This window comes from Simplicispira sp., from assembly GCF_028687295.1.
Taxonomy (GTDB): Bacteria; Pseudomonadota; Gammaproteobacteria; order Burkholderiales; family Burkholderiaceae_C; genus Simplicispira; species Simplicispira metamorpha.
This window is the reverse complement of record NZ_JAQUAL010000132.1, coordinates 1-9,240: the sequence shown is the minus strand read 5'-3', so window position 1 is coordinate 9,240 and position 9,240 is coordinate 1. Positions and strand designations below refer to the sequence as shown.

7 protein-coding genes are annotated in these 9,240 nt (G+C 67.3%); 4 read left to right on the top strand and 3 right to left on the bottom strand.

Annotated features, from left to right (window positions below; translation table 11 throughout):
* The coding region (locus tag PHX69_RS12970) for a vWA domain-containing protein (protein ID WP_288044197.1) at nucleotides 1–568 on the top strand (568 nt) is incomplete at its 5' end.
* 83 nt (nucleotides 569–651) lie between these two features.
* Here PHX69_RS12970 and PHX69_RS12965 read toward each other — a convergent pair.
* From PHX69_RS12965 to PHX69_RS12955, 3 genes are all read right to left on the bottom strand, one after another.
* Nucleotides 652–2,349: a SulP family inorganic anion transporter gene (locus PHX69_RS12965; RefSeq protein ID WP_288044195.1), complete on the bottom strand. Its 1,698-nt coding sequence runs from the start codon at nucleotides 2,347–2,349 to the stop codon at nucleotides 652–654.
* A 54-nt stretch (nucleotides 2,350–2,403) separates the two neighbouring features.
* Nucleotides 2,404–4,485 (bottom strand): methionine--tRNA ligase, encoded by a 2,082-nt coding sequence (gene metG, locus PHX69_RS12960; RefSeq protein ID WP_288044193.1) that lies wholly within the window; start codon nucleotides 4,483–4,485, stop codon nucleotides 2,404–2,406.
* A gap of 116 nt (nucleotides 4,486–4,601) precedes the next feature.
* Nucleotides 4,602–5,165 carry a restriction endonuclease gene (locus PHX69_RS12955; RefSeq protein WP_288044199.1) on the bottom strand — a complete coding sequence of 188 codons (564 nt, stop codon included), beginning with the start codon at nucleotides 5,163–5,165 and terminating at the stop codon, nucleotides 4,602–4,604.
* A gap of 144 nt (nucleotides 5,166–5,309) precedes the next feature.
* Between PHX69_RS12955 and apbC the strand changes: the two genes are divergently transcribed.
* The 3 genes from apbC to PHX69_RS12940 all read left to right on the top strand — a co-directional run.
* On the top strand, nucleotides 5,310–6,401 hold the full coding sequence (gene apbC, locus PHX69_RS12950) for an iron-sulfur cluster carrier protein ApbC (RefSeq protein ID WP_119012890.1): 1,092 nt from the start codon (nucleotides 5,310–5,312) through the stop codon (nucleotides 6,399–6,401).
* Nucleotides 6,402–6,648: 247 nt separating this feature from the next.
* Entirely contained in the window at nucleotides 6,649–8,601 is a 1,953-nt protein-coding gene (locus PHX69_RS12945) for an NADH-ubiquinone oxidoreductase-F iron-sulfur binding region domain-containing protein (RefSeq protein WP_288044191.1), read from the top strand.
* A partial coding sequence (locus PHX69_RS12940; protein ID WP_288044189.1) for a 2Fe-2S iron-sulfur cluster-binding protein occupies nucleotides 8,598–9,240 on the top strand: 643 nt, incomplete at its 3' end. The genes PHX69_RS12945 and PHX69_RS12940, both read left to right, overlap by 4 nt.

Here is a 9,240-nt window from a genome sequence, read left to right as displayed (position 1 = left end):
GCGCGAGGTGGTGTTGTGCATTGACCAAAGCGGCTCCATGGCCGCATCGGTGGTGTATTCGAGCATCTTCGGCGCGGTGATGGCCTCGCTGCCCGCCGTGGCGACCAAGATGGTGGTGTTCGACACCGCCATCGTCGATCTGACCGACCAGCTCGACGACCCGGTGGAGCTGCTGTTTGGCGTGCAACTGGGCGGCGGCACCGACATCAACGGCGCGGTGGGCTATTGCCAGTCCATCATCCGCGAGCCGCGCAACACCATTCTGGTGCTGATCTCCGACCTGTACGAAGGCGGCGTCGAGGCCAATTTGCTGCGCCGTGCGGCTGCGCTGGTGGAGTCGGGCGTGCAGTTCATCACCCTGCTGGCGCTGAGCGACGAAGGTGCGCCCTCGTACGACCGGGCGCTGGCGGCCAAGCTGGCGGCGCTGGGTGTGCCCTCGTTTGCCTGCACCCCCGATGCTTTTCCGGGCCTGATGGCTGCTGCCATCCGCAAGGAGGACATCAACGCCTGGGCCGCAGGCCAGGGGCTGGTGGCCACGGCCAAGGGGGGGGTGTTGATTCAAAAATGATAGCTGCTTGCGCTTATCCAGAAAGCGCTGGAAGCCGATTTAACTGAATTTTTCTGGGGCTGAAAGCGCCCGGCGCTGGGGCATCACCCTGCCGTGGTGGCGCTCGTGGGCACGGGCTGCGCGGCATTTTGCGCTTGCACGCGCGCACTGAAGCCCGAGCGCTCCATCAGCGAGCGCGGCTGCTCTTGCGGGTTCAGCACGCACAGCAGGCCGCCGCGCTGGCCCACGGCCTTGAGGATTTGCTCCAGCGCGTCCAGGCCCGTGGTGTCCAGCGCGAACAGGCCGCTGGCGTCCAGCTCCACCTGCACACCGGCAGGGCCTGCTTCAATCGCTTGCACGATGGGGTCGATCTTGGCGGCCGCGCCAAAAAACAGTGCGCCGTGCAGTTGCCAGGCCAGGCGCGGGCGGGCGCTGGCGTCCTCGGCGGGGGGCGCTACGGGAGGCGCTACCGGGTCGGCCCGGAACAGCGCGCTCATGCGGCGCACAAACAGCACGCAGGCCAGCACCAGCCCCACCTCGACGGCCACCGTCAGATCAAACACCACCGTCAGCAAAAAGGTGCCCACCATCAGCAGCCGGTAGTGGTTGCTGAAGTGTTTGAGGCGCACAAACTCGTGCCATTCGCCCATGTTCCAGGCCACAAACAGCAAGATGCCCGCCAGCACCGCCAGCGGAATGTGCAGCGCCAGCGGCGCCGCCACCAGCACGATCAGCGCCAGCGCCAGCGCATGCACCATGCCTGCAATGGGCGTGGTGGCACCGGCGCGCAGGTTGGTCACGGTGCGGGCGATGGTGCCGGTCACGGGCATGCCGCCAAAAAACGGCACGACAAAGTTGGCCACGCCCTGGGCCATCAGCTCCTGGTTGGGATCGTGCTTGCGGTAGTGCGGGTCGGTGGCCAGCTGGTCGGCCACGCGCGCGCACAGCAAGGATTCGATGGCGCCCAGCAGCGCGATGGTGAGGGTGGGCGTGACCAGCAGGCGCACCGTGTCCCACGAAAAATCGGGCAGGGCAAAGGCCGGTGGCTGCTGCGGGATGCCGCCAAACTGGCTGCCGATGGTGGCCACGGGCATGTCCAGCCACTGCGCCAGCGCTGTCAGTGTGACCAGCGCCACCACGGGGGCGGGCACGCGGGCAAACACACGCACGGTGTGCCCTTCGGCCACGCGCAGCACCGGCGAGCCCTTCAGAAACAGCCGGGGCCAGACAAACAGCACCGCCAGGCAGGCCACCCCCAGCCCCAGCGCATAGGGGTTGAGCGTGTGGATATGCTGCACCAGCGTATGCACCTGCGAAAAGAAGTTGCCCGGCATCTTGGCAATGTCCAGCCCCAGCCAGTCCTTGAGCTGCGACAGCGCAATCAGCACGGCAATGCCGTTGGTAAAGCCGATGACGATGCTCACCGGCACAAAGCGCACCAGATTGCCCAGTTTGAACAGCCCCAGCAAAAACAGCAGCACGCCCGCGCAGGCGGTGGAAATGAGCAGGTTGGCCAGCCCATAGCGCTCCACAATCCCATAGACGATGACGATGAACGCCCCGGCGGGCCCGCCAATCTGCACATTGGTGCCCCCCAGCAGCGACACCAGAAACCCCCCGATGATGGCCGTCCACAGCCCCGCTTCGGGCTTGAGTCCGCTGGCAATCGCAAACGCCATGGCCAATGGCAGTGCCACGATGCCCACGGTGGCGCCCGCGCCGATGTCGGTCAGTGCCCGGGCGCGGGTGTAGCCGCGCAGGGCGTCGAGGATGCGGGGACGAAAGGCAAAAGACCAGGCCATGGGGGGAGTCCTCCAACAAGATGGGGGGCTCTGCCCCCGGGGGGAGAGGGGGCGTCAGCCTACGCGCATGCCGGGCGTGGCGCCCGGCCAGGGGCTCAGCACGTGGATGCCGGGGTGGGCTTTTTCATCGCCGTGGCTGGCGGCCAGCACCATGCCTTCGCTCACACCAAACTTCATCTTGCGCGGTGCCAGGTTGGCCACCACCACGGTGAGCTTGCCGATCAGGTCAGCGGGCTGGTAGGCGCTGGCAATGCCGCTGAACACATTGCGGTGGCGGCCTTCGCCCACATCCAGCGTCAGGCGCAAGAGCTTGGTCGAGCCTTCTACCGCTTCGCAGTTGACGATCTGGGCGATGCGCAGGTCGATCTTGGCAAAGTCGTCAATGGTGATGGTGGGGGCAATGGCTTCGCCGCCGGGTGCTACTGTTTCGATAGCTGCTGGCGCTGGCTGTGCCTGGGCTGGAGGCTCAAACAATGCTTCGAGCTGCTCGGGCGTGACGCGCTGCATCAGGTGCTGGTACTGGCCAATGGCGTGGCCCTGGCCGAGCATGGTCTGGGCGTCGGCAAAGGTGAAGGGCGCCACCTTCAGGAAGGCTTCCACCTGCGCCGCCAGCGCGGGCAGCACGGGCTTGAGCAAGATGGTGAGCACGCGGAAGGCTTCGATGCAGGTGCTGCACACGTCTTGCAGGCGGCCTTCCATGCCCTCTTGCTTGGCCAGCTCCCAGGGCTTGTTCTGATCGACGTAGGCGTTCACGCGGTCGGCCAGCAGCATGGTTTCGCGCAGGGCCTTGCCGTATTCCCGTTCGGCCAGCAGTTCGATGATGGCGGGGGCGGCGCTGCGCAGGTGCTCCAGCAGCGCATCGCCGTCGGCGGAGACTTCGCCCAGCACGCCGCCAAAGCGCTTGGCGATAAAGCCCGCCGCGCGGCTGGCGATGTTGATGTATTTGCCGATCAGGTCGCTGTTGACGCGGGCCATGAAGTCGTCGGCGTTGAAGTCGATGTCCTCGTTGCGGCTGCTGAGCTTGGTGGCCAGGTAGTAGCGCAGCCACTCGGCGTTCATCGACAGGCCCAGGTACTTGAGTGGGTCCAGGCCCGTGCCCCGGCTTTTGCTCATTTTCTCGCCGTTGTTGACCGTCAAAAAGCCGTGGACGAACACCGAATCGGGCACCTTGCGGCCACTGAACTTGAGCGTGGCGGGCCAGAACAGCGTGTGGAAGGTGACGATGTCTTTGCCAATGAAGTGGTATTGCTCCAGCAGCGGGTCTGCCATGTAGGCGTCGTAGCTTTGGCCGCGCTTGTCCAGCAGGTTCTTCAGCGAGGCCAGGTAGCCGATGGGCGCGTCCAGCCAGACGTAGAAGTATTTGCCCGGCGCGTCGGGGATTTCGATGCCGAAGTAGGGCGCATCGCGCGAGATGTCCCAGTCGCCCAGGCCCTCGCTGGTGGTGCCGTCGGGGTTGGTGCGCACGGTGAACCATTCGCGCACCTTGTTGGCCACTTCGGGCTGCAGGCGGCCGTTTTGCGTCCAGTCTTCCAGAAAGGCCACGCAGCGCGGGTCAGACAGCTTGAAGAAAAAGTGCTCGGAGCTTTTGAGCACCGGCGTGGCGCCCGACAGCGCCGAGAAGGGGTGGATCAGGTCGGTGGGCGCATAGACGGCGCCACAGACTTCGCAGTTGTCGCCGTACTGGTCTTTGGCGTGGCACTTGGGGCATTCGCCTTTGATGAAGCGGTCGGGCAGGAACATGTTCTTCTCGGGGTCGAAGAACTGCTCGATGGTGCGCGTCTCGATCAGGCCATTGGCCTTCAGGGCGCGGTAAATGTCTTGCGCGAGCTGGTGGTTTTCCGGGGCGTCGGTGCTGTGCCAGTTGTCGAACTGGATGTGAAAGCCATCGAGGTACTGCTGGCGGCCAGCGGCGATGTCGGCCACAAACTGCTGGGGCGTTTTGCCGGCTTTTTCAGCGGCAATCATGATGGGCGCGCCGTGCGTGTCGTCGGCGCCGACGAAGTTGACCTCGTTGCCCAGCAGCCGCTGCGTGCGCACCCAGATGTCGGCCTGGATGTATTCCATGATGTGGCCGATGTGGAAGTTGCCATTGGCGTAGGGCAGGGCGGTGGTGACAAAAAGTTTGCGTGCAGACATGGTGTGGGGGAAGCGGGGGTTGGCGGCGCGGCGCGCGGTGCGGCGCGGAACTGGCGATTTTAGGACGATGGGGGCCGGGCGCTGCGGCCTTCAGGTGCGGCGCGGCGGGCAGGTTCTCAGCGCACGCTGCGCAGCAACTGCGCCAGCGCCGGGCCTTGCAGCAGCACCAGGCCGTGCGCGTTGGCAAATTCCACCGCAGCATCGGTGACGGTGCCCTGCGCCGCGATGTAGGCGCCCGAGGCCACGCCCTGCGCCTGCATGGCCGCGTGCAGCTGGCGCAGCGGCTCGATGCCGTGGGTGGCGGCTTTCCAGCGCCGGGCGCTGACCAGCGTGGTGCGCGCGCCCTGGGTCAGGCAAAAGTCGGCGTGCGGGTGGTTCAGGCGCTCTACGCTGGCGCCGCCCGCTTGCCAGGCGCGCTCCAGGGTGTCGGCAAACTCGCGCCAGGGCTGGGCCAGCGCCGTGGCCAGGGCCTGCTCCACTTGCGCGCTGCTGGGCGCGTTCCACTGGCGCCACGCGGCGATGCAGCCCACCACCGTGATCGGCACGGCCCCCAGGGCACCAAACACCACGTACTGCGCGGGCAGCAGCGTGCTTGCCACCAGCACGATCAGCCCGGCCACGGCAAAGCTGGCCCACCAGGGCGAGCGCAGCAAAATCGCAAACAGGGAGTTGGGGGCCATCTTGAATTTCACGGAGCGCCTTTGGTAGGGTGGTTTCGCGGGGGGAAAGGGAAAAACGGGGAGAACAAAGCGTGCGCATTGTCCTTCAGCCACGGGGGGAACCTTGCTTGGATAGACTAGCCGCCCCCCACAGGAGTTAATTCAATGGCAGTCACAGAACAAGGCCTTTTGGCGGCGCTTTCCAGCGTGCTCGACCCGCATACCGGCAAAGATTTCGTCAGCACCCGCGCACTGCGCAACCTGCACATCAGCGGTGGCGATGTGGCGTTTGATGTCGAGCTGGGCTACCCCGCCAAGAGCCTGGTGCCCGAGTTGCGCCGCAGCCTGGTGGCCGCAGCCAAGGGCGTGGCCGGTGTGGACAACGTCTCGGTCAACATCACCACCAAGGTGGTGGCCCATGCCGTGCAGCGCGGCGTGCAGTTGCTGCCGCAGGTGAAGAACATCATTGCCGTGGCCTCGGGCAAGGGCGGCGTGGGCAAGAGCACCACGGCTGCCAACCTGGCGCTGGCGCTGGCCGCCGAGGGCGCCAGCGTGGGCGTGCTGGACGCCGACATCTACGGCCCCAGCCAGCCCATGATGCTGGGCATCAACCGCCGCCCCGAAAGCGAAGACGGCCAGACCATGGAGCCGCTGGAGAACTACGGCGTGCAGGTCATGTCCATTGGCTTCCTGGTAGACCAGGACGAGGCCATGATCTGGCGCGGCCCCATGGCCACGCAGGCGCTGGAGCAGCTGCTGCGCCAGACCAACTGGAAAGACCTCGATTACCTCATCATCGACATGCCCCCCGGCACGGGCGACATCCAGCTCACCCTGAGCCAGCGCGTGCCCATGACCGGCGCCGTCATCGTCACCACGCCGCAGGACATCGCGCTGCTGGACGCCAAAAAGGGCATCAAGATGTTTGAAAAGGTGGGCGTGCCCATCCTGGGCATCGTCGAGAACATGGCCGCCCACGTGTGCAGCAACTGCGGCCATGTGGAACACATTTTTGGCGCCGATGGCGGCAAGAAGATGGCGGCTGACTACGGTATGGATTACCTGGGCGCACTGCCGCTGGACATGAGCATCCGCCTGCAAGCCGACTCGGGCCGCCCCACCGTGGTGGCTGACCCCGATGGTGATGTGGCGCAAATCTACAAAAAAGTGGCGCGCGACGTGGCCGTGAAGATTGCGCAGCAGGCCAAGGACTTTTCCAGCAAGTTCCCGACCATCGCGGTCAGCAAGAACACCTGAGATCGCTGCCACGCTGCGGGGGGCAGGCCCAGTGCGGCGCCCAGTGGGCCGGGCTGGGGTTTGGCGGTGGGCGCTGGCCGTAGCCTGGCCGGGCCGTCAGCGCACGGGCGCTGGTGCCCGCACTGACTGCGCGCGCAGGGGCCTCGGTCTGGCCGTGCGGTAGGCGCACCGTAGGGATGGCCGCATTGACGCGCATCCGGGGCGCCGCCACACTGCCAGCGACTTTTTTTACGAGCTGCGCGGCCCCATGACCTCTCTGACCAACCCCACCGCCGAGTCTGGCGCCGACCCCGCTGCAGTGGCCGTGGCCACGCCAGATGATTTGCGCGCACTGATCCGCCGCAAAAGCCGCCTCAAGGGCCGCCAGCCTGAAGACACCGCCCTGGCCGAGGTGGCGGCCCTGCTGGGCGAGCGCCCGCCCGAGGGTTTTCGGCGCGACCTGCTGATCGAATACCTGCACCGCCTCAATGACCACTTCGGGGTGCTGCACCTGCGCCACCTGGTGGCGCTGGCCCGGCTGCTGAACCTGCCGCTGGCCGAGGTGCATGAGGTGGCCAGCTTCTACCACCACTTCGAGATCGTGCGCAGCGACAGTGCCCCCGCGCCGCGCCTGGTGCTGCGCGTGTGCGACAGCCTCAGTTGCAGCATGGCAGGCAGCGCTGAGCTGCTGGCACAGCTGCCCCAGCGGCTGCGCGCCGCAGGCCACGGCGATGTGCAGGTGCAGGCCGTGCCCTGCGTGGGCCGCTGCGCCCAGGCACCGGTGGCCGTGCTGCACCAGCACCCGTTGCCCCAGGCCACGGTGGCGGGCGTGCTGCACGCCGTGGATTTGATGCCAAATCGGTATCTAGCCCAGCACCCGTGCGCGCAAGCAGCTATGAATTTTGATGTGGCTGCCCACGCTCCGTGCAGCATCCCGCCCGCCGATGCCGCCGATGCCGCCGATGCCGCCGATGCCGCCGATGCCGCCGATGCCGCCGATGCCGCCGATGCCGCCGATGCCGCCGATGCCGCCGATGCCGCCGATGCCGCCGATGCCGTAGCCCCCGCCGTCACCGATCTGGCCACCTACCGCGCCCACGGCGGCTATGCGCTGGCCACCGCCCTGGCCCATGGCGAAATGGATGCCGAGCAAGCGCTCACGGCCCTGGAAGACGCGGGCCTGCGCGGATTGGGCGGCGCGGGCTTTCCCGCCGGGCGCAAATGGCGCATCGTGCGCGAGCAACCCGCCCCGCGCCTGCTGGCCGTCAACATCGACGAGGGCGAGCCCGGCACCTTCAAAGACCGCACCTACCTGGAGCGCGACCCGCACCGCTTTCTCGAAGGCGTGCTCATCGCCGCCCAGGTGGCGGGCACCGAGGCCGTCTATATCTACCTGCGCGATGAATACCACGGCTGCCGCGCCGTCTTGCAGCAGGCCCTGGCCCAGTTGCAGGCCCAGCCGCCGTGCCCGCTGCCGCAGATCGAACTGCGCCGGGGCGCGGGCGCCTACATCTGCGGCGAAGAATCGGCCATGCTGGAGAGCATCGAAGGCCGACGCGGCCAGCCGCGCCTGCGCCCGCCCTACATCGCGCAGGTGGGGCTGTGGGGGCACCCCACGCTGGCGCACAACTTCGAGACGCTGTACTGGGTGCGCGACACCATGGAGCGCGGCCCGCAGTGGTTTGCCAGCTTTGGCCGGCGCGGGCGCCGGGGGCTGCGCAGCTTCAGCGTCAGTGGGCGGGTGCGCCAGCCGGGCGTCAAGCTGGCCCCGGCGGGCATCACCGTGCAGGAGCTGATCGACGAATACTGCGGCGGCATGCAGGCGGGCCACCAGCTGTATGCGTATTTGCCGGGCGGCGCCTCGGGCGGCATCCTGCCCGCGCGCCTGGCCGATGTGCCGCTGGACTTTGACACCTTGCAGCCCTACGGCTGCTTCATCGGCTCGGCGGCGGTGATTGTGCTCAGCCAGCACGATCGCGCGCGCGATGCCGCCCTCAACGTGATGCGCTTTCTGGCACACGAGAGCTGCGGCCAGTGCACGCCCTGCCGCGTGGGCACGGCCAAAGCGGCGGCGCTGATGCAGGCGCCGCACTGGGATGCCGACACGCTGGCCGACCTGGCGCAGGTGATGCAGGACGCCTCCATCTGCGGCCTGGGGCAGGCGGCGCCCAACCCCATCCGCTGCGTGCAAACGTATTTTGCGCACGAGGTGCAGCCATGAATCCCATCACCTTTGAGCTGGATGGCCAGAGCGTGCAGGCCGCGCCGGACGAAACCATCTGGCAGGCCGCCCAGCGCCATGGCGTGCATATCCCCCACCTGTGCCACACCGATGGCCTGCGCCCCGACGGCAACTGCCGCGCCTGCGTGGTCGAGATTGCAGGCGAGCGTACCTTGGCGCCCAGCTGCTGCCGCCAGCCCACGCCCGGCATGCAGGTGCAGGCCCAGAGTCCGCGTGCCCGCCACAGCCAGAACCTGGTGTTGGAGCTGCTGCTGTCCGATATGCCAGACACGGGTGAGCCCGGGCAGGAACCATCAAAAATCATAGCTGCTGGCGCCCGTCCAGCGGGCGCTGGAGGCACATTTGACCCCAAATCGATAGCCACAGGCGCCTACGGTGAAATCAGCGCTTGGGCAGCGCGCCAGGGCGTCACGGTGCGTCCCGCGCTGGCGGCCCTGCGCCGCGCGCCAGTGGCGCCCGACCTGTCGCACCCGGCCATCGCCGTGCAGCTTGATGCCTGCATCCAGTGCAACCGCTGCGTGCGCGCCTGCCGCGAAGAGCAGGTCAACGGCGTGATCGGCGTGGCCGGGCGCGGCGCGCACAGCCGCATTGCCTTTGACCTGGCCGACCCGCTGGCCG

Excerpts from the sequence above, each read along its gene's own strand:
- PHX69_RS12965 (WP_288044195.1), bottom strand. The coding sequence starts at position 2,349 with ATGGCCTGGTCTTTTGCCTTTCGTCCCCGCATCCTCGACGCCCTGCGC.
- metG (WP_288044193.1), bottom strand. The coding sequence starts at position 4,485 with ATGTCTGCACGCAAACTTTTTGTCACCACCGCCCTGCCCTACGCCAAT.
- PHX69_RS12955 (WP_288044199.1), bottom strand. The coding sequence starts at position 5,165 with ATGGCCCCCAACTCCCTGTTTGCGATTTTGCTGCGCTCGCCCTGGTGG.
- apbC (WP_119012890.1), top strand. The coding sequence starts at position 5,310 with ATGGCAGTCACAGAACAAGGCCTTTTGGCGGCGCTTTCCAGCGTGCTC.
- PHX69_RS12945 (WP_288044191.1), top strand. The coding sequence starts at position 6,649 with ATGACCTCTCTGACCAACCCCACCGCCGAGTCTGGCGCCGACCCCGCT.